Origin of the sequence: Mumia sp. Pv4-285, assembly GCF_041320275.1 — a bacterium.
Taxonomy (GTDB): Bacteria; Actinomycetota; Actinomycetes; order Propionibacteriales; family Nocardioidaceae; genus Mumia; species Mumia qirimensis.
Genome location: NZ_CP162023.1, coordinates 2,382,839 through 2,405,680, shown reverse-complemented (window position 1 = coordinate 2,405,680; position 22,842 = coordinate 2,382,839). Strand labels below are relative to the sequence as shown.

Here is a 22,842-nt window from a genome sequence, read left to right as displayed (position 1 = left end):
TCGGATACTGGTGGGGTGCAGCCACCGGAGCAGACCACGATCGCCTTCCCGTCCGTCGACGGCCGCCGACCCTCGACGCCGACCGTGCAGGGCATCCTCGTCGACGCCGCCCGAGACGTCGACCCCGACCTCGCGGTGGACATCGAGGCCGCCGCCCAGTGGCGATCCGACTACGTGGCGCTCGTCGGACGGGTGACGGCCGCGTCCGCGGAGTCCCCGAAGGCTGCGCTCGGCCTCGCTGAGGGCGGTGTGACATCGATGCGTGCGCGCATGGTCGCTGCGACGCCGACCGAAGACGTCCCGCTGGACCGGTGGGTGCCGGAGGAGGGCGCCGACGGGTTCGGGACGGAGGTCGTGCAGGGCACGTCCGTCCCGGAACGTGAGCTCACCGTCCCGTACGGCGGCTCCACCCTTCGCGGCGAAGCCCTGCGTGACCAGCTGCACCGGTGGCAGGTGGAGGGGATCGTCGAGCAGTCGTTCGTCACCGCCGTCGAGGCCGTGATCGAGCATCCGGAGTGGCTCGCGGTGCCCGGTCGCACGGTCGTGCTGCTCGGCGCGGCCGCGGAGATGAGCCCGTTCGGCTCCCTCGCCTCGTGGGGTGCCGACGTCCTCGCCGTCGACGTGCCGTCGCCGCGGGTCTGGGACCGCATCCGCACCCTCGCCGAGAGCGGAGCCGGCACCACGACGTACCCGGTGTCACCGGACGGCACGCCCGGCGCCGACCTCGTCACCCGCACGGGCGACGTCATCCGCTGGGTCGGCGACGCTGCCGCGCACCAGGACCTCGTCGTCGGGATGTACGCGTACGCCGACGGCGGTGCCCACGTCCTGGTCACGGCCGCAGCGGACGTCATCGCCGATCGCCTCGCCTCGAGCGGCCGCGACACGGCGATCGCCTACCTCGCCACCCCGACCGACGCGTTCGTCGTGCCCGGGGACGTCGTGGAGGCGAGCCAGCGTGCGTACGGCGAGCGCGGCGCGGTCCGCCTCGTCCAGGCACCGCTGCGTGCCGTGAGTCGCGGCCGGCTGTTCGTCCCCAACTACGCGACCGTGCTGCCCGACGGGACCGGCGTCGCCGACATCCTCGTCCCGCAGCAGGGGCCCAACTACGCGATGGCCAAGCGGCTCCAGCGGTGGCGCGGCATCCTCGCCGAGGACCAGGGCCAACGGGTCTCGTTCAACGTGGCACCGGCGACATGGACCCACTCGGTGACCAAGAACCGGGTGCTCGCGGCCGCGTACGGCGGTGCGAAGTACTTCGGCATCGAGATCTTCGAGCCGGCGACCACGCGTGCGCTGATGGCCGCGCTCCTCGTGCACGACCTGCACCGTACGCCGCCGGTCCGCGACAACCCGGAGGAGCTGTTCGCCGAGGGCGCGGCGCACGGGGGCCTCTGGCGCGTCGGCTACGAGCCCCGCTCGGCGCTGGGCGTCGCTGCCGTCGGTGGCCTGCCGGCCCTCATGCGTTCGCGCTGACGCCACACCGCGTGTGACGTCCGTCGTGGCTGCGCGACACGTGCGCCTCCGGTCGCGTACCGTACGCCTGTGAGCGATCAGACGCCCGATCAGCCGTCCAACGACGATCCGCAGGACCCGCAGCCGCGCGAGGGCCAGCCGCCGCAGCAGCCTCAGCAGCCGCCGTACGCCCAGCAGCCGCCGCCGCAGCAGCCCTACGGCCAGCAGCCGCCGTATGCCCAGCAGCCGCCGCAGCAGGGTCAGCAGCCCCCGTACGGCCAGCAGCCGCCGCAGCAGGGCTATGGCCAGCAGCCGCCGTACGGCCAGCAGCCGCCGCAGCAGGGCTACGCCCAGCAGCCGCCGTACGGCCAGCAGCCGCCGCAGCAGGGCTACGCCCAGCAGCCGCCGTACGGCCAGCAGTACGGGCAGCAGCCGCAGTACCTGCCGCCGAACGCACCCGACGGCGGCAAGAAGGGTGGCGCGGGCAAGCTGATCGCGATCATCGGTGCAGCGCTCGTCGCACTCGTGGCCATCGTGCTCGCTGCCGTCTTCCTGTTCAACGGCAGCGGTGGCGGCGCCTCGTCGCCCGAGGACGCGACCCAGCAGTTCATCGACGCGATCCAGGACGGCGACTGCGACGCGCTCGTCGAGGTGACGACCGACGACTTCCGCAACGGCGAGGGTGCCGACAAGTGCAAGGAGTCGCTCGAGGGCGACGACGGCGACGCGGGCATGCTCAAGTCGCTGCGCGACGCGAAGTTCACCGTCAAGGACACCAAGGAGGACGGCGACGAGGCGACGGTCACCGTCTCGCTCGAGCTGATGGGCACCTCGGTCGACCAGGAGGTCGAGCTGGAGAAGCAGGGTGGTGGCTGGAAGGTCGACGACTTCGGTTCCGTCGACACACCCGACATCCCGGACCTCGACGACCTGCCGTCACCGACTCCCTGACCGGGGACCCCGGACGACACGGAGGCCCTGCGACCACATCGGTCGCAGGGCCTCCGTCGTGAAAGGGGTCTGCGAGCCGTCCGCGGTGCCGCCACACTGTGGGCATGACGAAGGCGAGGGCGGCCGGCGCCAGCGGGGTCGTCCTCCTGACGCTCGCCTCGGGCCAGTTCCTGATGACGCTCGACAGCTCCGTGATGAACGTGTCGATCGCACAGGTCGCCGCCGACCTCGGCACGACCGTCACCGGGATCCAGACCGCCATCACGCTCTACACGCTGGTGATGGCGGCGACGATGGTCACCGGCGGCAAGATCGGCAGCATGATCGGGCGCCGCCGTGCGTTCGCCATCGGGTGCGTGATCTACGGGGCCGGTTCGCTCACGACGGCCCTCGCCCCCAACCTCACCGTGCTCCTCATCGGCTGGTCGCTCCTCGAAGGGCTGGGCGCTGCGTTGATCATGCCGGCGATCGTGGCGTTGGTGGCGACCAACTTCGTGCCGGACCAGCGGCCGCGCGCCTACGGGCTGGTCGCCTCGGCCGGCGCGATCGCCGTCGCCGCCGGTCCGCTGATCGGCGGGGCAGTCACCACCTATCTCACCTGGCGCCTCGTCTTCGCCGGCGAGGTCGTCGTCGTGGTCGGGATCCTTCTGCTCGCTCGTCGGATGCACGACGAACGCCCCACGGGCACGACGTCGCTCGACGGGATCGGTGCCGTGCTGTCGGCGACCGGGCTCGCGCTGGTCGTGTTCGGCGTGCTCCGGTCGGGGGAGTGGGGCTGGGTCCGGCCCTCCGACGGCGGCCCATCGATCCTCGGCACGTCGCCCACGGTCTGGTGCATCCTCGGCGGCCTGGTGGTCCTCCGCGTGTTCGTGTCGTGGGAGGAGCACGTGACCGCTGCGGGGCGGGAGCCGCTGGTCGACATGACGATGCTGCGCAATAAGCGTCTCGTCGGCGGCCTCACGATGTTCTTCTTCCAGTTCCTGGTGCAGGCGGGGCTGTTCTTCACCATCCCGCTGTACCTGTCGGTGGCGCTCGGGCTGAGCGCCGTGGAGACGGGCGTCCGGCTCCTTCCGCTGTCCGTCACGCTGCTCGCGGCCGCCGTCGGCGTGCCTCGGCTGTGGCCGGACGCATCCCCGCGCAGGGTGGTCGCCTATGGACTCGGTGCCCTCCTCGCCGGCATCGTGTCGCTCGTCCTCGCGCTGGAGGCCGGCGCCGGACCGGAGGTCGTCACCGTGCCTCTGCTGCTCGCAGGCCTGGGTGTGGGCGCGTTGGCATCGCAGCTCGGCGCCGTCACGGTCTCGGCCCTGCCCGACGAGAAGAGCGCGGAGGTCGGCGGCCTCCAGAACACCGCGACCAACCTCGGTGCCTCCCTCGGCACGGCGCTCGCGGGCTCCGTGCTCATCGGAGCGCTGACGGTGTCCTTCCTCGCCGGCATCGAGGACAACCCGGCGGTCCCAGACGAGGTCGCGTCCACCGCCGGTGTGGAGCTCGCGGGCGGGATCCCGTTCGTGTCCGACGTCGATCTCGAGGACGCGCTCGCCGAGGCGGGCGTGCCGGAGGCGCAGGCGCAGGCCGCGATCGACGAGAACACCGAGGCGAGGGTCGCCGGTCTGCGTCTCAGTCTCCTCGTCCTGGCCCTCTTCGTCGTCCTCGCGCTGTACTTCACCCGACTGCTGCCCACACGCCCCGTCGCTGCAGCCGACCCCGCGCGCGCACCGCCCGGCGCGGTCTAGGCGACGGGCCGCTCGCGCGCCCTCGACGCCGCGACGTCGGCACCTTCTCGCCACACCCCACCGTGCCCGGGCAGCACCGTCCGAGCGCCGGTCGCCGCGATCGCGTCGAGGGATCGCACCGCACCGCCCGCGTCGTGCGTGCCTGCGCGGGCGACGATGCGAGGCCCGGTCCGCCCGGTGTACGGGTCAAGAGTCACGAGCGCGTCACCGGTCGCCACCGCGTCGCGGTCGGGAAGCAGGATGGCGACGTGGCCGTCCGTGTGGCCGGGGGTGGGGACGACCTTCACGAGATCGCCGAACGGGAGCTCCTCGTCGTACGTCCGAGGCGCCGACACACCCCGCACCCACAACGCGCCGGCGCCCACCATCGAGGCGAGGTGCGGCAACGAACGGGGATGACGGAAGGGGTACACGAGGCGTGGACGGCCGGGCTCGTACCGGTACGGGTGCTCCGCGATGTGTCGGTCGCCGCGGTGGACCCACACCTGTGCACCGGACTCCTCCAGCCGTCGTGCCAGCCCGAGATGGTCGAAGTGGCCGTGCGTCAGGAGGACGTGCCGCACGTCATCGGTCGTACGCCCGATGATGCGGAGGACGCGATCGAGGTCGGACGCGAAGGCGGGCAGACCGGCATCGACGAGGAGCAGGTGGTCGTCGGTCTCGACGAGGTAGCAGGCGGTGGAGGCGTGCGCGAGGCGGTGCACGCCGGGCGCGACGTCGAGGGTGTGCATCGCGGCGGCCTCTCCGAGAACGACGTTCGTTCCCTCGCACCCGGAGTACCCAGAAGTCCGTCCGTCCCTACGTGCTGCCGGTGACCGGTCGACGGTCGTACGCTGCCCAGATGATGGGCCGACGCCACCATCTCGTCGTCGATGCCCCGGACCCGCACGCGTGTGCGGAGTTCTGGTCGGCGTTGCTCGGCGAGCCGATCACCTACGACGACGGTGACTTCGTCGTCGTCTCCGCCGACCAGGAGACCTCGGGGATGGCGTTTCAGCGGGCGCCAGGGCTGTCACCGTCGACCTGGCCCGCGCCGCAGGTCCCGCAGCAGATGCACGTCGACGTGATGGTCGACGACGTGGCCGCCGTCGGGGCGGAGGTCGTACGGCTCGGTGCTGCTCCTCTGGGCGGAGACGTGTACGCGGATCCCGCCGGTCACCCGTTCTGCCTGATCCCGAGGCCGTCGTGGGCGCCGCCGCTCGGGGACGGCTGAGGCCGCCGGGTCACGGCGCGGTCGGGATGTGCGGGCTTCCGCGGAGGATGTCGAGGTACTGCTGGCCGCGGACCGGGTCCGTGAGCAGCCAGTCGCCGGTCGCGCTGGCAGGTCGGCTGTCGAAGTAGGACATGGCGATGCCGCCGTTCATGCTCAGGCCGTGGTACGTGTCGAGCAGCCAGTGCGGATCCTCGACGGCGGTCTGGTGGGTGTAGCCGGTCTCGGCGACGCCCCATGCGATCTTGCGAGCCTTCATCCAGCCACCGAGGGGCTTGAAGTACTGGGTGGTCAGGTCGGCGGGTGACGTGGTGCTGGATCCAGGGACGCCGTAGCGGTTGTAGACGTCGAAGCCGGCGACGTCGACGGTCGTCCTCGGCCAGATCTTGTCCAGGCCGTACGTCTCGGTCTCGCCGAAGACCTGGTGGAACCCGGTGAGGATCACGGAGTACCCGATGTTGGGTCCGGCGGCGCGCACGATCGGGCCGAAACGTTCCTGGATTGCGGTCCACTGGCGGATGTCGCCGTCTTTCTCCGGTTCGTGGTGGAAAGCCACCCAGACCGGTCCCTGCAGCCGCGCCAGCCGGGTCGCGAGGTCGCGTGCCCAGGCGTCACCTGCGCCGGCGGCCATCTCGGGCCAGGTGTGGGGCAGCTTGAAGCTGAGCCAAGGGATGCTGCGGTCGGCGACGTCCCTCGTCGCCATCGCGACCGCTCCGTCGACCTGGCTGCCCTGCCAGAACGTCCGGTGCACGCCGAGGGGTTGACCGGCCGACTCCTCGAAGTCTGTCGGCAGGTCGTTCGAGCCCACCGCCAGGCCGACGTAGGTGCCGCACGCCGGGATGCCGCGGGAGGAGTACGCGCACCCGTTCGTGAGCGTCTTCGTGGGTACGTCCGTGGTCGGGCTCGCTGTCGGGGTCGGGCGGACCGTCGGCGAGGGGACCGGAGGCTTGGTCGTGGGCGGGGGAGTGACCGCCCGCGGCAGGTGTCGGCGCAGGGAGACCTGGTCGACGGACAACGTGCGCCCCTTCTTCATCCGCCGGGCGACGACTCGCACGTCGAGCGCGGTGCCGGCTCTCACAGAGAAGTCGACCGCGACGCGTGACCAGCCGCGTCTGACGGCGACGGCCCGTCGAGTGGTGCGCGTGGTGACCTGCCGCCCTGTCGTGATCCGGTGCTGGACCACGAGTGTTCCCTTGACCCTCCGGGAGCCCTTCAGCAGGACCGACGCGCGGTAGGTCCCTGCCTGCGCGCGGCCGACGGTGGTCCCGACGTCGTCCAGGGTCACTCGTCCGCTCCGCTTCCCGACGAGCACGGCCGCCCTCTTGCTTCGAACGGTGGGGTTGGCCAGCTTGAGCCGCGCCCGACGGTCGGGCTTGACGCGCCATCCTCGGCGTCCGTCCTCGAACGACCCGTTGGTGACGAGCTCGCGGCCGAGCCTCGTCGAGGTCTGTCCGGAAGCAGCGTTCTCCGGGACCAGCGCGAAGGACGCGACGAGGGCGAGTATCCCGCTCACCATGCCGAGGAGTGTCGTCGGTGGTGCACCGCCGAACCGGTTGCGGGCTGTGCCCGTGGTCTCGAGTGTCATCGGATCGTCCTGCCGTCGTCCGGTCACGGCGACGCCCGCTCGTCCCGTGACCCGTCGTCTCACGCTAGGTGTCCACTCGGGATCGCACACCTGGAAGCCGCCAGCCCCGATTCCGAGCCGACACCGTTGCGAGAACGGACCTCGTCCACTGCAGGAAACGGCTCGCGTCGCATAGGCTCAGCGCTGGCTGCGCGTCCCGGGCGGCTGCGTGCTCGTCGTGGAGGAGCTGAGAAGATGTCGAAGGGCGTCCGTATCGGTGCCACCGAGCTCAGCCCGCTCGCACCGGGAGGCGACGAGCTGCTGTTCACCGTCGGCGGGATCGTCCTGGTCATCGCCGCCATAGCCGCCGTCGCTGCGTTCGTCGTCATGAGAGGCCGGCGGAGGGCATAGCGGCGCGGCAGCCTGGCGCTACGGGGTGCCCTGCCGCACCCGGAGCCAGCGGTGCGCGTAGCCGTCGAGCGCGAGCTCGACCGTTCCGTCCGTCCCGACCTCGAGCGCCTCATGGGCGATCAGGTCCTCGAGCCAGACCGGCTCGTCGGCGGCGAGGTCTCCCGGATCCATCGCCAGCTGGGTGCTCGCCGGCTGCGCCGACAGGTTGTGCACGGCGACGACTGAGCTGCCCTCCCAGTGGCACCGGTGGGCCAGCACCTCCCTGTGCGGCTGCGCGAGCACCGTGAACTCGCCCCAGCCGAGCTCGGGGCACTCGCGATAGGTCTGGACGAGCGTACGCATGAAGTTCCACAGCGAGTCGGGATCGCGCTTCTGGTCCGCCACGTTCACGTGCTCGGGCCCGTAGCCGTCGGGCACCATCCGCTGGATCAGCCGACGCGGCGGCGCCGTCGAGAACCCTCCGTTGCGGGTCGGCTCCCACTGCATCGGGGTTCGCACCGCCATCCGACCCTCGGCCTCGAGGTCCTCGCCCATCCCGATCTCCTCGCCGTAGTACAGCGTCGGGGTCCCGGGAAGGCTGAACAGCAGGCTGTAGATCATCCGCACCCGTCGAGGGTCGCCCCCCATCATGGGCGGGACCCGGCGCTTGAGGCCGCGACCGTACAGCTGCATCGAGGGCTCGGGACCGAACGCCGCGAAGACCTCCTGCCGCTCGGACTCCGAGAGCTTGTCGAGAGTGAGTTCGTCGTGGTTGCGCACGAACGTCGCCCACTGGCAGTCCGGATGGATCTTCGGTCGCGCCTTGAGCGCCTTCGCCAGCGGCCGGGCGTCCTCGCGAGCCAGCGACAGGTAGAGCGCCTCCATACCGATGAAGTCGAACATCATCGTGAGCTCGTCGCCGTCCGAGCCGCCGAAGTAGGCGCGCTGCTCCTTGTGCGGCAGGTTGACCTCACCGAGCAGGATCGCGTCGCCGCGACGCCGGCCGAGGAACGACCGCAGCGCCTTCAGGTACGCGTGGGGGTCACCGGGTACGTCGTCAGCAGCGGTGTCGACGTCGGCGATGAGGAACGGTACGGCGTCCACGCGGAAGCCGGCCAGCCCGAGCTGCAGCCAGAACCCGAGCGACTTCGCGATGTGCTCGCGTACGGCGGGGTTGGCGAAGTTCAGGTCCGGCTGGTGGGAGAAGAAGTGGTGCAGGTACCACTCGCCGGTGCGTTCGTCGTACGACCAGATGCCGTCCTCCTTGTCGGGGAAGACGACCTTGTCGGAGGTGTCCGGCGGGGGATCGGAGCGCCACACGTAGTAGTCGCGGTACGGGTTGTCCTTGCTGCGTCGTGCCGCCTTGAACCACGGGTGCTGCGCCGAGGTGTGGTTGACGACGAGGTCGGCGATCACCCGGATTCCCCGGTCGTCCGCCGCCCGGACGAGCTCGACGAGGTCGCCGTGGGTGCCCAGCCGGCTGTCGACTCCAAAGAGGTCGGTGACGTCGTAGCCGTCGTCGCGGTCAGGAGTCGGGTAGAACGGCATGAGCCACAGGCAGGTCACGCCGAGCTCGGCGAGGTAGTCGATGCGCTTGGTCAGCCCGACCAGGTCGCCGACCCCGTCCCCGTCGGAGTCGAAGTAGGTCTCGACGTCGACGCAGTAGATGACGGCGTTCTTCCACCAGAGGTCACCGGTGCTCACGCTCCGTGCCATGGTCAGGCTCCCTTCAGCTGGGGGATCACGTGCTCGCCGAACGCGTCGATGAAGCGCTCCTGCGACTGGCCCACGTGGTGCAGGTAGATCTCGTCGAAGCCCAGGTCGGCGTACGCGGCGAGCCGCTCGCGATGCCACCCGAGGTCCGCGGAGACGTCGACCACCGAGCGGACCTTCTCCACCGTCACGTCCGCCGACACGGTGTCGAAGGCCTCCGCAGTCTCGAGGTCCCACGACACGGGCGCACCGAAAACGTTGCTCCGCCACTGTTCGTGCGCGACCTGCTCCGCCTCGGACTCGGTCGGCGCCCACGACAGGTGCACCTGCAGGGCGAGCGGTCCCTTGCCCCCCGCCTCGCGGTGGGCCGCCACCATGCGTCGGAGCTGGTCGGTCGGCTGGTTCACGGTGACCATGCCCTCGCTCCACGCGGCGACCCGCGAGGCGCTGCCGAGCGAGACAGCGGGTCCGACCAGGCGGGGGCGCGGCTCCGGAACCTCCCAGAGCCGGGCGCGGTCCACGGTGACCAGCCCGTCATGACTGACCTCCTCGCCGTCGAGCAGCCGCCGGATGACGTCCACGCACTCCTCCAGGCGGCGGGTACGCACCTCCTTGCGCGGCCATCCGTCTCCGGTGATGTGCTCGTTGCTGGCCTCACCGCTGCCGAGCGCCACCCAGAAGCGGCCGGGGAACATCGAGCCGAGGGTGGCGACCGCCTGGGCGACCACGGCGGGGTGGTAGCGCTGGCCCGGCGCGTTGACGGCGCCGAACGTCAGGTCCGTGGTGGCGAGCGCGGCACCGAGCCACGACCAGGCGAAGGCCGAGTGCCCCTGCCGGCGGCTCCAGGGAGAGAAGTGGTCCGAGCACATCGCCATCTCGAAGCCCGCCTGCTCGGCGTGCTGGACGTCGGTGAGCAGCTGGCGCGGAGCGATCTGCTCGTGGCTGGCGTGGAAGCCGTATCGCGTCATGCGTCCCACACAACCGGATCACGCGCGCCCGCGCAGACCGCCGGTCGCGCCCGCGGTGCTGCCGGTATCCTCTGCGAGGATCTGATCGCCGAAGGCTGGAGAGAGTCTGATGTTCACGCGCACGTCTGTTGCCGCCACGGTCGGCGGCTTCGTCGCGGCGATCCTGCTGTCCGGCTGCGGCTCGGCCACGGACGCGACGACGCAGCCAGACGAGCGTCCAGACGATCCGTCAGCGTCGGCAACCGCTGAGAAGGTCGAAGGCGACGACTCGAGCGACGGCCTGTCCCGGTCGGAGGTCGACGCCTTCGCCGCGGCAGCACAGCGCCAGATCGATTCCCAGTTCGGCAGCTTCAACGGGATGTACTCCGAGATCCGCATCGAGCCGATCTACCCGAACGGTATCGAGTACGTCTACGTCTACTCGAAGCTTCTCGACGCGGACCGGGTCGAAGAGCAGCTCGACACGTCGGTGGCGGTCCTGCAGGCGTCGTTCGACACCCAGGTCGCTCCCGAGATGAAGCGTGCCGGGTTCACGAGTCCGACGGCGACGTGGACCTATCTCAACTCGGACGAATCGGTGATCTGGACCCGCACGTTCAGCGAGTCGTAGACGGCGGCGCCGGCCCTCAGGAGACACTGCCGGCTCAGCTGGGTCCCGCCCTCGGGACTCTGCTCGAGACCTCTTGGGTGCGCCAAGTCGCGCCGACCGGTCTATAACTGAGATGGATGGCGTTCCATACGATCGGTCCTCGGGAGGACAGACGCCGATGAGGAGACCAACGCCTGCGGTGCTGGGCTCGGCAGTCGCCTCGCTGGTCGTCGCCCTGCTGGTCGTCCTGACGCCGGCGCCCGCGTCAGGGGCGATCGAGTCCGACGGTCCCCTGACCGAGATCATCACCACCAGCGACCTCAACTGCAACGTCCAGCGCGACGGCTCCCGCCAGTGGTTCGCCGGCTACTCGTGCGGCACCTTCGCCGCACTGAACGGCACGCTGTTCGGCCCGGAGGACTTCGTCGGCGGCGGGGTCCCGATGACGAAGACTGGGTGGACGCCGGTCAGCCAGAGCGCCCCGCTCGGCAGCGGGACCGCGGCCGATCCGTACGTGGTCGTGACGGTGGTGAGGAACGGGGCAGGGGTCACCGTGACCCAGCGCGACTCGTACGTGGAGGGGCGCGAGGAGTATGAGACGACCGTGCGGATCACCAACGGGAGCGCCGGCGTCCAGCGGGGCCACGTCTACACCGCGGGCGACTGCCAGCTGGAGGGCTCGGCGCTGGGCTACGGCCGGGTCACCGGCGCCGCGGTCGCGTGCTCGACCTCGACGCTTCCCGGTGCGGGCGTCGAGCAGGTGACCCCGCGCACGGGCGGCAGCCAGTATCTCGAGGGGACGTACCAGGAGGTCTGGAACGCCGTCGACAGCCAGGACGCCCTGCCGAACAGGTGCCGGTGCAGCGAGTACGTCGACAACGCCATCGCGGTCAGCTGGCCGGTGAACCTCGGTGCCGGCGAGTCCGCGACCTACGCCTGGTCCACCCTCTTCTCGCCCTCCGGCGCGGCCCCGGTGAACATCACCGCCAGGGCGCACGATCCGGTCAGCGAGGCCGGCGCGGCGAACGGCTACACGCTCACCGCGTTCAACCCCACGTCCGAGCCGGTCACGCTGGACGCGATCACGGCGACCCTGCCGACCGGGTTCTCCTACCGTCCCGGGTCGACGACCGGCGCTACCACGGCCGACCCGACGCTCGCGGGCTCGGTGCTCACCTTCGCGGGCGCCATCGTGGTTCCGGCCGGGGGGCAGGTGTCCCTCAGCTACGGGGTCGACGTGCCCGAGACGAGCGGGCGCTTCACGATCGACGTTGGCGGGTCGGCGCCGCCGGGCACGTCCGTCGTCGGCCAGACGGGCACGGCGCCCATCTCCGTGCTCGTGGTCGCCGACCTCGTGATCGAGAAGTCCGCAGCGGCGGAGACGGTGCTGGCCGGGGGCGCGCCCATCGCCCTCACGGTCCGCGTCGGCAACCTCGGTCCCGACCGCGTGGCCGCGGCCGAGGTCACCGACACCGTCCCCGCCGGCCTGGAGTTCTCCGAGGACGAGTCCACTCCCGGGTGCACGGTCGCGGGCGCCACCGTGACCTGCTCCGTCCTCGGGCTCGAGTCGGGGGACGTGCGCGAGCTTTCCCTGGTCTACCGCGCGCTGCCCAACGCCACCGAAGGCAGCCGTACCAGCACCGCCGTCGTCACCGCGGGCATCGACGATCCCGTGCCGGGGAACAACCTGGCGAGCGTCGAGTTCAGTGTCGTGCGCCAGTCCGACGTGTCGGTGACCAAGTCGGCGGAGGTCTCCACCGTCCACGCGGGCGAGGAGTTCAAGTCCACACTGGTGGTCCGGAACTCCGGCCCCTCGGCCGCCGACGTGACGCTCACCGACGTGCTGCCCAGCGGAGTGCAGGCGGTCCGGACGGACGTCCCGTGCACCTTGGTGCCCTTGAGGTGTCAGCTCGTGGTGGGCGCCGGACAGTCCGTCACCGTCACGGTGACCGCCGCCGTGGACGCGTCGGTCGCGGCCGGGACGACCCTCACGAACCGCGCCACGGTCACCACGACGGGCGGGGAGGACACGAGCGGGGGCAACGACACCGCGTCGGTGGACGTCGACGTGACCCGGTCGGCCGACCTGGACCTGCTGAAGACCGTGGAGATCGAGCCCATCGCCGGACTGTACGTGAAGTACCTCCTGACCGTGACGAACGACGGGCCGTCGAACGCGTCAGGCGTCACGGTTACCGACGAGGTGCCGGCGGGCACGACCTTCAACCCGGACGAGTCGTCGCCCGAGTGTGCCGAGGCGGACGGGATCGTCACGTGCACGGCGGACGGCGAGCTTTCCGGCGAGCTGGGGCGGGCCAGCTTCCTCGCCGTCTTCGACGTCCCGGAGTCCCTCACCTCGATCACCAATCGGGCCCGGGTCTCGGGCAACGAGCCCGATCCGGACGAGTCCGACAACGCCTCCGAGAACAGCCGGGCGGTCTGGCGGTACGTGGACCTCGAGGTGAGCAAGGACGCCGGGGACGAGCCCGTGGTCGCCGGGGAGGACGTCACCTGGACCATCGACGTCTACAACTACGGCTTCACCAGGGCCCGGGACGTCGTGGTGACCGACCCCGCCGTGGACGGCGTCACGTGGACCTCGGCCGCCGTTACCGAGGGGCCCGAGGGCACCTGCGCGATCCTCGAGGGCGACATGGAGTGCGCGATCGACTCGCTGCCCGGCGATGAGACGTCCACGATCACGCTGACGGGTCGCGTCGACCCGGGGACGGCGCCCGGCACCGTGATCGAGAACCTGGTCAGCGCCGAGTCGGGCGATCCCGACGACTACGACGAGGACAACACCTACACCGACACCGTGGAGGTCGCTGCTACCACCGGCCTCCAGCTGACGAAGGACGACGCCGGGGTCACCGCGCCGGCCGGGGGGCGGCTGACCTACACGCTCGACGCGGTCAACCTCGGCCCCTCGACCGCCACGGGCGTGACCTTGACCGACACGCTGCCGGCGGGACTCAGCGACCCGGTCGTCGACGCTCCGGACGGCGTGACCTGCGAGGTCGCCGACGGCAGGGTGACGTGCCAGCTCGGCACGCTGCCTCCCGACCCCGACGCGTCCGACCAGGTGACCATCACGCTGACGGCCACGGTCGACCCGGCCGCCGCGCCCGGCGACGAGATCGTCAACACCGCGGTTCTGTCCGACGCCTCCGGCTCCTCCGTGGAGGCGCCCGAGACGACGCCGGTCAACCGCGCGTCCACGCTCACCGTGGAGAAGGAGCCCACGACCGACACGGTGACCGCCGGCGCCGACGCCTCGTGGGACGTCACCGTCACCAACGAAGGACCTTCGGGCGTCGAGGGCGTGGTGGTCCACGAGGAGCCCGCGTCCGGCTTCACCGTCACCTCCCTGTCCGCCCCGGGTGCCACGTGCGAGCTGGAGACCCTGAGCTGCACGCTCGGGTCGATCGACTCGGGAGACGACGTCGTGGTCCGAGTGACCGGGCGCGTCGCAGCGGGGCAGCCCGCCGGACCGCTCGTGAACGACGTGACCGTCGAGAACCCGCAGGGCGACCGCGTCAACGGCTCGGGCACCGTCGACGTCCGGCAGGTCAACGGTCTGAGCCTCGCCAAGGAGTCGGTCCCCGACGCCGTCGTCGCGGGCGACGCCTTCAGCTACGAGCTCCTGGCCGGGAATGACGGACCCTCGACCGCCACGGACGTCACCCTCGTCGACACGCTCCCGGCCGGGATCACGTTCGACGCGGACGGGAGCACCGACGGCTGCGCGGCTGCGGCGCAGGTGGTGACGTGCGACCTCGGCACGATGGAAGCCGGCGACGAGCGTCCGGTGACCATCGCCGTGACGTCGTCCGTGGACCTGGACGGCACGGTCGAGAACTCGGCCGTGCTCACCTCCGGGGTGGCAGGCGCGCGGGCGACCGCGAGCGCCGAGACCGTGATCTCGGCCGAGACCGACCTCGCCGTCACCAAGACCGCGTCGCCGACGGCTGCGGGCTCGCCGGTGTCGTGGACCATCACCGTCACGAACGAGGGACGGTCCGTGGCGAGGGCAGCGACGGTGGTGGACGAGGTGGTGGCGCCCCTGACGCTGCGATCGGCCACCCCGTCCGTCGGGAGCTGCGAGACCACGGCAACCACGGCCGACTGCGATCTCGGCGACATCGCGGCGGGCGACTCGGTGACGGTCACCGTCGTGACGCCGTCACCGGCGGACGCGGTGCCGGTCGGCGAACTCGGCGTGACGGTCTCGAACGTGGCCACGGTCGACTCCGCGACGGCGGACTCGGACACCTCGGACGACACCGTGCTCGGCCGGACGCTGCTCACCCCGTCGGCGAACCTCACCGTCACGAAGACCGGACCCGCCACCGTCGTCGCCGGTGAGTCGATGACCTACACGATCACGCTGGTCAACGAGGGGCCGTCGGTGGCCACGGGCGTGACCGCGCGCGACGTCCTGCCTCCGCTGACGTCGTTCGTGCCGGAGGACTCGGATGATCGATGCGCCCCGAGCGAGTCCGACCCGGCTGCGGTTGCGTGTGTCGTCGAGGGAGCCCTGGCGCCCGGCGACGGCACGTCCTTCGAGGTCAGCGCGCTCGTGCATCCGGGACTCGGTGACGGCTCCCAGGTGCACAACGTCGCCGGGGCCGAGTCGCAGCAGCCGGACCCCGAGCCCCAGGACCCCGAGTCCGTCACCACCGACGTGGAGGCGTCCGCCGACCTCTCGATCACCAAGACGCCGTCCGCGACGCGTGTCGTGGCCGGCTCGCAGCTGACCTACACCATGGTCCTGCGCAATGACGGGCCCTCGGCGGCCCACGACATCCTGATCGAGGACGAGGGGCCCGCCGTCGGCCTGACCGGTGGACTGGTGCGCGGGGGGCGGGGAACGCCCGACTGCGCCACCGGGGGCGTGAGGTTCCGCTGCCAGATCCCCCAGCTGATGCCGGGCAGCTCGCTGACCCTGGTGGTGCCGGTCGACAGCGACCCGGGCATCGCCGACGGCACCGTCGTCGAGAACACGATGCGGGTGACCTCGTCCACCGGCGACCCGGTGGCCGGGAACGACGCGGACACGGCTCGCGTGGTCTTCGTCAGGGAGGGGCAGCTCTCGATCGACAAGCGTGCGTCCGCTTCGCGGGTGGGCGTCGGGGACGACGTGAGGTGGACGCTCGACGTGCGCAACGCCGGACCGTCCGCGCTCGAGGACGTCGTCGTCTCGGACAGGCTGCCGCGTGGCCTCGAGCTCAGGGAGGCCGACGACCGGTGCGCCACGTCGGCAGGCGGCGACGGCACGACCGTCCGGTGTGTCATCGATACGCTGGCACCGTCGGCGCAGGACACCATCGTCGTCACCACACGGGTGACCGACGATGCCGGCGAGGAAGTGCGCAACGTCGCGTCCGCGGTCGCCGACGGAGCTGCTCTCGCCAGCGGTGACGACACGATTCAGGTGACGGCGCCGGAGCTGGACGACGCCGACGACGCCGACGACGCGGACGACGTCGGCGGTGGCGGCGATGGCAATGGCGGCGATGGCGACGGCTGGCTCCCATCGACCGGCGCTCCCGCGATCGCGTGGCTCGTCCTGCTCGCCCTCTCGGCGCTCGCGTGCGGCACCGCACTCCTGCGCCGGTCTCGGCGTGACCGTGTCACGGACTGAGTCTTCCCCCATCGAGCTCGAGAATCATGACCCCACAAGCAGCACTCGCTGCCTGACCGATCTGTCACCCGCTCGTGCAGCAGTCTGACCCTCATGAGCGTGTCATCGGTGCGCCCCGTAGGCCGCATGTGCTCCCTGGCCGCAAATGCAAAGTGGCCCCGACTGCGTTTCCGCAGATCAGAGGCCACTTCTCAGGTGTGTCCGAGGGGGGACTTGAACCCCCATGCCCTAATACGGGCACTAGCACCTCAAGCTAGCGCGTCTACCTATTCCGCCACCCGGACTGGGTGTCGGTGCCCGCCGCCGTCGTACGACCGCGTCGTTCACCGTGCGTCAGAACTTTAGCAAACCCCTGGTGGTGAACTCCAAACGGGGGTGCGCCTGTTCGCGACAACGCAGTCAGGGCGGGCAGGATGGGGGGATGACCGCCGCCGCCCAACCTCAGACCCTGCCCGTCGACCCTGCCGCAGAGGTCGTGGAGATCTGCCGGAACCTCATCCGGATCGACACGACGAACACCGGCGACGACCGTGGCCCGGGGGAGCGGAAGGCGGCCGAGTACGTCGCCGAGCTGCTGTCCGAGGTCGGGATCGCCTCGGAGGTCGTCGAGGTGACGCCCGGACGGACCAACGTGATCGCGCGCTGGGAGGGCACCGACCCCGCGCTGCCACCGCTGCTGGTCCACGGTCACCTCGACGTCGTCCCGGCGCAGGCCGCCGACTGGTCGTACGACCCCTTCGCCGGCGAGATCGTCGACGGCTACCTGTACGGCCGTGGTGCCGTCGACATGAAGGACTTCGACGCGATGGTCCTCTCGGTCGTGCGGGCTCGCCAGCGGGCTGCCATGCCCCCGCGGCGCACGATCGTGCTCGCCTTCACCGCCGACGAGGAGGCCGGCTCGGTCCACGGCGCGCACAAGATCGTCGACCACCACGCCGATCTCGTCGCCGACTGCACCGAGGCCGTCGGTGAGGTCGGCGGATTCTCCACGCATGTCGGCGGCCGCCGCCTGTACCTCCTCGAGTCCGGCGAGAAAGGGCTCGCCTGGATGCGGCTGTCCGCCCAGGGCACGGCGGGGCACGGGTCGATGGTGCGCGAAAACAACGCCGTCACCGCCATCGCGAAGGCCGTCGCGGCGATCGGCGAGCACGACTGGCCGTACGCGCCGGGGCCGTCGATGCAGAGCCTGCTCGCGAAGGTGCGCGACCTGACCGGCGCAACGGACGCGTCGGTCGAGGAGCTGCTCGCCGAGTTCGGACCGGCCGCGCGGATGATCAGCGCCGGCATGCGCAACATCAGCAACCCGACGATGCTCGACGCCGGCTACAAGGTCAACGTCATCCCGGGGGAGGCGACCGCGCACGTCGACGGCCGGTTCCTCCCGGGGCAGCAGGACACGTTCCTCGCCGAGGTGCGCGCGCTCGCCGGGGACGCGGTCAGGATCGACCCCATGACGCTCCAGCCGGCGCTGGAGTACCCGTTCAGCGGCGACCTGGTCGACGCGATGACGGTCGCCCTGCACGCCGAGGACCCCGAGGCGCACGTCGCGCCGTTCCTCATGTCGGGGGGCACCGACGCCAAGGCGTGGGACCGCCTCGGCATCCGGTCGTACGGGTTCACGCCGCTGCGGCTGCCTGCCGACCTCGACTTCACGGCGCTGTTCCACGGGGTGGACGAGCGTGTCCCGACGGATGCGCTGGAGTTCGGGGCACGCGTCTTCCACCGGCTGCTCGACCTGGCCTAGCCTGGCCGGCACTTTCCGTTGGGCCCCACGGAGAGTGCTACAGCGTGCTGCGGACGCGGATCACGCGGCGCCGCAGTGTCACCCGGCGGCGCCCGTCCGGGAACAGCCGGAGACGGTCGAGCTCCCAGCCGTGGTGCTCGGCGGCGTCGGTCAGCAGCCTGCGTACGGTCTGGCGCGACTCCGTGCGGGGCAACCAGAACCGCTGGAACTCGTACTCAGCCAACACAGCCTCCCGTCAGATCCACTCGACCGACACGTCGTCGAGCGCCTCGACGATCTCCACCGGCAACGTGACTTCCTCGACTGCCAGGGCCGCCTTCAATTGTGCCGCCGTACGGGGCCCGATGAGGGCGCTTGCGACACCAGGTCGGTCACGGACCCACGCGAGCGCGACCTCGAGCGGCGTGAGCTGCAACCCGTCCGCGGCGCGGCAGACCGCCTCGACGACCTGGCGAGCGGGTTCGTCGAGGTACGGCTCGACGAACCCGGCGAGGTGGTCGGACGCGGCGCGGGAGTCGGCAGGCATGCCGTACCGGTACTTGCCGGTGAGCACACCCCGGCCGAGCGCGGACCACGCCAGCACCCCGAACCCGAGGTCGGCAGCGGCGGGAAGCACCTCGCGCTCGGGCTGGCGGGCGAGCAGGGAGTACTCGACCTCGGCGGCGACGACCGGCGCCCCGAGGTCACGCATCGCCTGGCGCGTGTGGGCGTACGCGGTCTGCCAACCCGTGTAGTTCGACACACCGACATAGCGGGTACGTCCCGTGGTGACCGCGTGCTCCAGCGCGCCCAGGGTCTCGTCGACCGGGACACGTGGATCCCAGCCCTGGACGAGCCACACGTCGAGGTGGTCGGTCCCGAGCCGGGCGAGCGAGGCGTCGAGGGAGTCCAGCATCGCGGCTCGGGACGTCCCCGGCCGTCGTGCGCCGGCACCGGAGCCGGCCTTGGAGACCAGCACGACGTCGTCGCGTCGGACGTCGGCGACCAGCGAGCCGAGCAGGGACTCGCTGTCCCCGGCGGAGTACGACGCGGCGGTGTCGAGGAGGGTGCCGCCCGCGTCGACGAACAGCCGGAAGAGCTCGGCGGCCTCGTGCTGGTCGGTGTCGCGGCCCCACGACGCGGTGCCGAGCCCGATCCTCGACACAGCCAGCCCGCTGCGCCCGACGAAGCGTTCGTGCATCTCTCTCCTCTGGAGACAGCTCTCCTCGCGTGGCGGCCCGTCCGATGGCCCTGTCGGAAGGCTAGTCGAGGTCTGCACATGCGTGCCGCTAGGCTCGCCATGCCATCGAGAGGGGAGCGGGTCATGAAGCTGGGTATCAACGTCGGGTACGTCGCCGGACCGGACGTCGCGGAGCGGGTCGAGACCGCGGTCTACGCGGAGTCGTTGGGCTTCTCGTCGGCCTGGGCGGCGGAGGCGTACGGCTCTGACGTGCCGACCCTGCTGTCGTGGATCGGTGCGCGCACCACGACCCTCGAGCTCGGCACCGCGATCCTGCAGATCCCCGGCCGCACGCCCGCGATGACCGCGATGACGGCCGCCACGCTCGACCGCCTGTCGGAGGGCCGCGTACGCCTCGGGCTCGGCGTCTCCGGCCCGCAGGTCTCGGAGGGCTGGCACGGCGTCAAGTTCGACAAGCCGCTCGCCCGCACCCGGGAGTACGTCGAGATCGTGCGCACGATCCTCGCCCGCGAGGAGCCGCTCAACTACGCCGGTGAGCACTTCACGCTCCCGCTGCCCGACGGCCCGGGCAAGCCGCTCAAGATCATGCTCCACCCCTACCGCTCCGACATCCCGATCTATCTCGCGGCGGTCGGTCCGAAGAACCTCGAGCTGGCCGGCGAGGTCGCCGACGGCTGGCTCGCGATTTTCTTCAACCCCGAGCAGGCGGCGGTCTCCACCGACCACATCCGCGTCGGTCGCGAGAAGGCCGGCAAGTCGATGGACGGGTTCGACATCGTCCCCACGGTCCCGGTCGTCGTCGGAGACGACCTCGAGGAGTGCGCACAGGTGATCCGTGCGTACACCGCGCTGTACGTCGGTGGCATGGGCAGCCGCAAGCAGAACTTCTACAACGCGCTGGCTCGCCGGATGGGCTTCGAGGACGCCGCGCAGAAGATCCAAGACCTCTACCTCGACAAGAAGCAGGCTGAGGCTGCGGCAGCGGTCCCGTTCGAGCTGATCGACCAGACTGCGCTGATCGGCCCCAAGGAGCGCATCGCCGAGCGCCTGCAGGCGTACGCCGAGGTCGGCGTGACGACGCTCGCGGTGTCGACGTTCGGCGCGACCCACGACGAGCGCGCGCACGTCCTCCGCACGGTCGTCGACGCCTTCGACGCCTCGGGTGCCGGCGAGTGACCGACCTCCTCCAAGCGCTCGTCCTCGGTCTCATCCAGGGGCTCACCGAGTTCCTCCCGATCTCGTCGTCCGCCCACCTGGCGATCTTCCCGAAGTTCTTCGGGTGGGAGGACCCCGGCGCCGCGTTCACCGCGGTCATCCAGATCGGGACCGAGCTGGCTGTCGTCATCTACTTCTGGCGCGACATCTGGAACATCGCCGGAGGCTGGCTGCGCGGCCTGGTGAAGCCCGCAGCCCGCACGACGCTCGAGTGGCGCATGGGCTGGTTCGTGATCATCGGCTCGCTCCCGATCGTGGTCCTCGGCATCGCGCTCAAGGACGCCATCGAGAGCGACTTCCGCAACCTGTGGGTGATCGCGACGATGCTCATCGTGATGGGCGTGGTCCTCGGCATCTGCGACCGGCTGGGACGCCTCGACCGCAAGATCGAGGACCTCACCGTCAGGCACGCCGTACTGTTCGGTCTCGCGCAGGCGATGGCGCTGATCCCCGGGGTCTCGCGGTCCGGTGCCACGATCAGCATGGGACGCGCGCTCGGGTACGACCGCGCTGCGGCCACGCGCTATGCGTTCCTGCTGGCGATCCCGGCGGTCGTCGGGGCCGGCCTGTTCCAGCTGCCCGAGATCCCCGGGGGTGACAACGCGTACGGAGTCGGCGCGACGATCCTCGCGACCGTGGTGTCGTTCGTCGTCGGCATCTCGGTGATCCACTGGCTCCTGCAGTACGTCAGCAAGCACTCGTACACGCCGTTCGTGATCTACCGGATCGGCCTGGGGACGCTCGTCCTCGCGCTCCTCGCGACCGGCACGATCGCTGCCGGCACGACGGTCGGCTAGCTGCTGGTCACCCGACGTCGGCGCCGAGGCTCTGGGTGCCGACGACCTTGACGAGCTGCAGGAGCTCCGCGTCGCGCGATCCGGGCTCGGCGGAGTAGACGATCACGGTCTGGTCGGTCTCGGCGACCTCGAGCGCGTCGCAGTCGAGCGTGAGCGTGCCGACCGTGGGGTGCTCGATGGTCTTGCGATGGCTCCGCCAGACCTGCGACGGCGCCTCGACCCACAGCCGCTCGAACTCCGGGTTCCGCGCGCGGAGCTCGTCGACCAGGCGTCGCAGGTCCGGGTCGGCGGGATACTTCGCGGCCGCCGCGCGGAGCGAGGTGACGGACTGCGCTGCGGTGACGGCTGCCTCCTCCGCCGACACCGAGACACGGCTCGGCGCACCCAGGAAGCGCTGGCGCACGATGTTGCGCTGGGGCGGGGCGACCGCCGAGAAGTCGCCCAGGAGCGCTGCCGCGAGCGGGTTCCACGCGAGCACGTCACCCTTCGCGCTGAGCACGACGACCGGCTGGTCCTCCAGCCGGTCGAGGAGCCGAAGGATGCTGGCTCGGACCAGCATCGGGACGTGCCCGTCGCGCGGCGAGGCCGCGTCTGCGAGGTCGAACATCTCGCGGCGCTCGTCGTCCGTCATCCGCAGTGCACGCGCGAGCGCCGCGAGCACCGAGGGTGAGGGATGCGCACCGCGTCCCTGCTCGATGCGGGTGACGTAGTCGACGCTGATGCCCGCCAGCACGGCGAGCTCCTCTCGGCGCAGACCCTGCACCCGCCGACGCGGCCCCTCGGGGAGCCCGACCTCGGCCGGGGTGACCCGGCTGCGCGCACGGACGACCAGTCGGCCAAGCTCGCGGCGATCCACACCGCCACGATGGCACGTCGGCGCGGCGCCCACCACGCCGCAGCGTGGTACAGGCCGTACCAGGACGAACCGGTCCTGGAACGGCACGACGCCGGGGGCGACGCTCGATGCATGACGACAACGACGGCCCTGGTCACCGGGGCGAACAAGGGAATCGGCCTCGAGACGGTCCGCCGCCTCGCCGAACTCGGATGGACGGTCTGGCTCGGGTCACGCGACCCCGAGCTCGGGAAGAAGGCGGCCGAGACGGTTCAACAGGACGGTCTCGACGTCCGGCAGGTCACGATCGACGTGACGGACGACGCGTCGGTGGCGGCTGCGGTCGCGACCGTCGGGGAGGGCGGGACCGGGCTCGATGTCCTGGTCAACAACGCCGGGATCACCGGGCGGCGGGTGGAGCCCGAGGACACCGTGCCGGCGGACTTCATCCCGGTCTTCGGGGTGAACGTCCTCGGACCGGTCCGCGTCACGAACGCCTTCCTGTCGATGCTCCGTGCATCGGCGCATCCGCGGATCGTGAACGTCTCCAGCGGCATGGGCTCGTTCGGGGTGACGACCGACCCGAGCCGCCTCGAGTCCACTCTGGTGAGCCTCGTCTATCCGTCGTCGAAGTCGGCGCTCAACATGATGACGACGATGTACGCGAAGGCCCTGCCGGAGCTCCGCGTCAACGCCGTCGACCCCGGGTACACGGCGACCGACCTCAACGACCACCGTGGCACCCAGACCGTCGCCGAGGGGGCGGAGGCGAGCGTACGAGCGGCGACCGTCGCACCGGACGGGCCGACCGGAGCGTTCTACGGACGTGACGGCATCGTGCCGTGGTGAGA

18 protein-coding genes and 1 tRNA gene are annotated in these 22,842 nt (G+C 71.0%); 11 read left to right on the top strand and 8 right to left on the bottom strand.

What is annotated here, in order from left to right; all coding sequences use genetic code 11:
- The first annotated feature begins 15 nt into the window (after positions 1 to 15).
- From AB3M34_RS11670 to AB3M34_RS11660, 3 genes are all read left to right on the top strand, one after another.
- Positions 16 to 1,476: a hypothetical protein gene (locus tag AB3M34_RS11670; RefSeq protein WP_370614030.1), complete on the top strand. Its 1,461-nt coding sequence runs from the start codon at positions 16 to 18 to the stop codon at positions 1,474 to 1,476.
- A 69-nt stretch (positions 1,477 to 1,545) separates the two neighbouring features.
- On the top strand, positions 1,546 to 2,406 hold the full coding sequence (locus tag AB3M34_RS11665; protein ID WP_370614028.1) for a hypothetical protein: 861 nt from the start codon (positions 1,546 to 1,548) through the stop codon (positions 2,404 to 2,406).
- Positions 2,407 to 2,510: 104 nt separating this feature from the next.
- Positions 2,511 to 4,139: an MFS transporter gene (locus AB3M34_RS11660; protein ID WP_370614026.1), complete on the top strand. Its 1,629-nt coding sequence runs from the start codon at positions 2,511 to 2,513 to the stop codon at positions 4,137 to 4,139.
- On the opposite strand, the gene AB3M34_RS11655 is transcribed toward AB3M34_RS11660, so the two are convergent.
- Entirely contained in the window at positions 4,136 to 4,870 is a 735-nt protein-coding gene (locus tag AB3M34_RS11655) for an MBL fold metallo-hydrolase (protein ID WP_370614024.1), read from the bottom strand. The two genes, AB3M34_RS11660 and AB3M34_RS11655, sit on opposite strands and share 4 nt — an antisense overlap.
- Positions 4,871 to 4,980: 110 nt before the next feature.
- Between AB3M34_RS11655 and AB3M34_RS11650 the strand changes: the two genes are divergently transcribed.
- On the top strand, positions 4,981 to 5,352 hold the full coding sequence (locus AB3M34_RS11650) for a VOC family protein (RefSeq protein WP_370614022.1): 372 nt from the start codon (positions 4,981 to 4,983) through the stop codon (positions 5,350 to 5,352).
- 10 nt (positions 5,353 to 5,362) lie between these two features.
- On the opposite strand, the gene AB3M34_RS11645 is transcribed toward AB3M34_RS11650, so the two are convergent.
- Entirely contained in the window at positions 5,363 to 6,934 is a 1,572-nt protein-coding gene (locus AB3M34_RS11645; protein ID WP_370614020.1) for a hypothetical protein, read from the bottom strand.
- Positions 6,935 to 7,168: 234 nt separating this feature from the next.
- Here AB3M34_RS11645 and AB3M34_RS11640 point away from each other — a divergent pair, with 234 nt between their 5' ends.
- Entirely contained in the window at positions 7,169 to 7,324 is a 156-nt protein-coding gene (locus AB3M34_RS11640; RefSeq protein ID WP_370614019.1) for a hypothetical protein, read from the top strand.
- An 18-nt stretch (positions 7,325 to 7,342) separates the two neighbouring features.
- Here the strand turns inward: AB3M34_RS11640 and AB3M34_RS11635 are convergent, their stop codons facing one another.
- Together AB3M34_RS11635 and AB3M34_RS11630 are read right to left on the bottom strand one after the other, a co-directional pair.
- Positions 7,343 to 9,019 carry an alpha-amylase family protein gene (locus tag AB3M34_RS11635; protein WP_370614017.1) on the bottom strand — a complete coding sequence of 559 codons (1,677 nt, stop codon included), beginning with the start codon at positions 9,017 to 9,019 and terminating at the stop codon, positions 7,343 to 7,345.
- Positions 9,020 to 9,021: 2 nt separating this feature from the next.
- Positions 9,022 to 9,984 carry a TIGR03885 family FMN-dependent LLM class oxidoreductase gene (locus AB3M34_RS11630; protein ID WP_370614016.1) on the bottom strand — a complete coding sequence of 321 codons (963 nt, stop codon included), beginning with the start codon at positions 9,982 to 9,984 and terminating at the stop codon, positions 9,022 to 9,024.
- A gap of 109 nt (positions 9,985 to 10,093) precedes the next feature.
- Between AB3M34_RS11630 and AB3M34_RS11625 the strand changes: the two genes are divergently transcribed.
- Positions 10,094 to 10,594: a hypothetical protein gene (locus AB3M34_RS11625; protein ID WP_370614014.1), complete on the top strand. Its 501-nt coding sequence runs from the start codon at positions 10,094 to 10,096 to the stop codon at positions 10,592 to 10,594.
- Between the two features lie 157 nt (positions 10,595 to 10,751).
- Positions 10,752 to 16,220, top strand: a complete 5,469-nt coding sequence (locus AB3M34_RS11620) for a hypothetical protein (RefSeq protein ID WP_370614012.1) — start codon at positions 10,752 to 10,754, stop codon at positions 16,218 to 16,220.
- A 198-nt stretch (positions 16,221 to 16,418) separates the two neighbouring features.
- Here the strand turns inward: AB3M34_RS11620 and AB3M34_RS11615 are convergent.
- Positions 16,419 to 16,504: transfer RNA gene (locus tag AB3M34_RS11615), tRNA-Leu, on the bottom strand.
- A gap of 137 nt (positions 16,505 to 16,641) precedes the next feature.
- Here AB3M34_RS11615 and AB3M34_RS11610 point away from each other — a divergent pair.
- A complete protein-coding gene (locus AB3M34_RS11610) occupies positions 16,642 to 17,964 on the top strand; it encodes a M20/M25/M40 family metallo-hydrolase (protein ID WP_370614010.1) in 1,323 nt (440 codons plus the stop codon).
- 37 nt (positions 17,965 to 18,001) lie between these two features.
- On the opposite strand, the gene AB3M34_RS11605 is transcribed toward AB3M34_RS11610, so the two are convergent.
- Both AB3M34_RS11605 and AB3M34_RS11600 read right to left on the bottom strand, forming a co-directional pair.
- Complete coding sequence (locus tag AB3M34_RS11605) at positions 18,002 to 18,190, bottom strand: DUF5703 family protein (RefSeq protein ID WP_370614009.1); 189 nt, start codon at positions 18,188 to 18,190, stop codon at positions 18,002 to 18,004.
- Positions 18,191 to 18,199: 9 nt separating this feature from the next.
- Positions 18,200 to 19,144 (bottom strand): aldo/keto reductase, encoded by a 945-nt coding sequence (locus AB3M34_RS11600; protein WP_370614008.1) that lies wholly within the window; start codon positions 19,142 to 19,144, stop codon positions 18,200 to 18,202.
- A gap of 123 nt (positions 19,145 to 19,267) precedes the next feature.
- On the opposite strand from AB3M34_RS11600, the gene AB3M34_RS11595 reads away from it, so the two are divergent.
- Both AB3M34_RS11595 and AB3M34_RS11590 read left to right on the top strand, forming a co-directional pair.
- The gene (locus AB3M34_RS11595) at positions 19,268 to 20,320 is read left to right on the top strand and encodes an LLM class F420-dependent oxidoreductase (RefSeq protein ID WP_370614007.1); all 1,053 of its coding nucleotides are present in this window, start codon (positions 19,268 to 19,270) and stop codon (positions 20,318 to 20,320) included.
- Positions 20,317 to 21,156 (top strand): undecaprenyl-diphosphate phosphatase, encoded by an 840-nt coding sequence (locus tag AB3M34_RS11590; RefSeq protein ID WP_370614005.1) that lies wholly within the window; start codon positions 20,317 to 20,319, stop codon positions 21,154 to 21,156. Before AB3M34_RS11595 ends, AB3M34_RS11590 begins: the two co-directional genes overlap by 4 nt.
- Positions 21,157 to 21,163: 7 nt before the next feature.
- Here AB3M34_RS11590 and AB3M34_RS11585 read toward each other — a convergent pair whose 3' ends face one another.
- Complete coding sequence (locus AB3M34_RS11585; RefSeq protein WP_370614003.1) at positions 21,164 to 22,012, bottom strand: helix-turn-helix domain-containing protein; 849 nt, start codon at positions 22,010 to 22,012, stop codon at positions 21,164 to 21,166.
- 111 nt (positions 22,013 to 22,123) lie between these two features.
- Between AB3M34_RS11585 and AB3M34_RS11580 the strand changes: the two genes are divergently transcribed.
- Complete coding sequence (locus AB3M34_RS11580) at positions 22,124 to 22,840, top strand: SDR family NAD(P)-dependent oxidoreductase (RefSeq protein ID WP_370614002.1); 717 nt, start codon at positions 22,124 to 22,126, stop codon at positions 22,838 to 22,840.
- The last annotated feature ends 2 nt before the right edge of the window (positions 22,841 to 22,842 follow it).